This is a genomic window from Nocardia vaccinii NBRC 15922 (assembly GCF_001613305.1).
GTDB lineage: Bacteria > Actinomycetota > Actinomycetes > Mycobacteriales > Mycobacteriaceae > Nocardia > Nocardia vaccinii.
The window spans coordinates 1-1348 of sequence record NZ_BDCC01000130.1 but is presented as its reverse complement, the minus strand read 5'-3'; the positions used below and the strand labels follow the sequence as shown (position 1 = coordinate 1348).

The following is a 1348-nucleotide window of genomic DNA, read 5'->3' as shown; positions in this document are numbered from 1 at the left end:
AATCGCCCCGGGTTTGGTGCGCACCTTCTTTCTTGGGAAGGTTGTGGGCATCATGCCATCGAAGTACGACGCAGGGACCCGGGCGAAGGCGATCCGGTTGGTTACCGAGCACCGGGATGACTATCCCTCGGAGTGGGCCGCGATCAGGGCGGTGTCGGGCCGGTTGGGGATGAACGCGGAGACATTGCGGAACTGGATCCGTCAGGCCGCGGTCGATGCCGGGCAGGCCGAGGGTGTCTCGACCGATGCGGCCCGGGAGATCCGTGAGCTCAAACGTAAGAACAAGGAGCTCGAGGAAACCATCGAAATCCTCAAGGCAGCAACGACTTTTTTTGCGCGGGAGAGCGACCCGCGACAGCGGTGATTTGTGCGTTCATCGCCGAGCACCGGGCTCGGTTCGGGGTCGCTCCGATCTGCCGTGCGCTGACCGCGCACGGATGCAAGATCGCCCCGAGAACCTTTTATGCCTGGCTGTCGCGGCCACCGTCGAAGCGGGCGCTGTGGGACACGGCTGTGGTCGAGATCCTGGCCGGGTACTACGAGCCCGACGAACACGGTAAACGGGCCCCGGAATCGCTGTACGGGGCCGAGAAGATGTGGGCGTATCTGCAGCGACAGCGGATCCCGGTCGCTCGCTGCACCATCGAGCGGCTCATGCGCGCCAACGGTTGGAAAGGTGTGGTGCGGCGCAAGAAGATCCGCACCACCGAACCTGATCCGGCTGCCGCACGGGCACCGGACCTGGTGGATCGCCAGTTCCGGGTGCCGGCGCCGAACGTGTTGCTCGTCGCCGACTTCACCTACGTGCGCCTGGCCACGGGATCGTTCGCCTACACGGCGTTCGTGATCGATGCCTACGCCGGGCGGATCCTGGGCTGGGAATGCTCGACCAGCAAGGAAACCACGTTCGTGAACTCGGCGATCCGGCAGGCGGCCGCGGTTCGCGAGAGAGAAGGTAATCCACTGTCGGGCAACACTATTCATCATTCGGATGCCGGTTCGCAATACACATCCGTGCGCCTCGGTGAAACATTGCTGCTGTCGGGGATGATCCCGTCGATCGGGTCGGTGGGCGACGCGTTCGATAATGCGTTGGCGGAGACCACAATCGGTCTCTACAAGACCGAAGCGATCCGCGACGATTCACCGTTCCGGCGTGGTCCGCTGACCCGGCTATCCGATGTCGAGCTGATCACCGCGGACTGGGTCGGCTGGTACAACCAATCCCGGCTCATGCACCGCCTCGGCCGCAAACCACCGGTCGAGTACGAAGCCGACTATTATGCACACCACCCCGAACTACCGGTGGGTGACAGATAAACCGGTGTGCATCGAACCCGGGGGGATT

1 protein-coding gene and 1 other annotated feature are annotated in these 1348 nt (G+C 63.5%); the gene reads left to right on the top strand.

Annotation, left to right across the window (positions count from 1 at the left end; all coding sequences use genetic code 11):
* The first annotated feature begins 52 nt into the window (after positions 1-52).
* A protein-coding gene (locus NV1_RS41620) for an IS3 family transposase (protein ID WP_157117789.1) occupies positions 53-1320 on the top strand; the annotation gives its coding sequence in 2 pieces (ribosomal slippage) (positions 53-335 and positions 335-1320; 1269 coding nt in all).
* Positions 325-453, top strand: a sequence feature (AL1L pseudoknot). It overlaps the preceding gene by 129 nt.
* Positions 1321-1348: the final 28 nt, after the last annotated feature.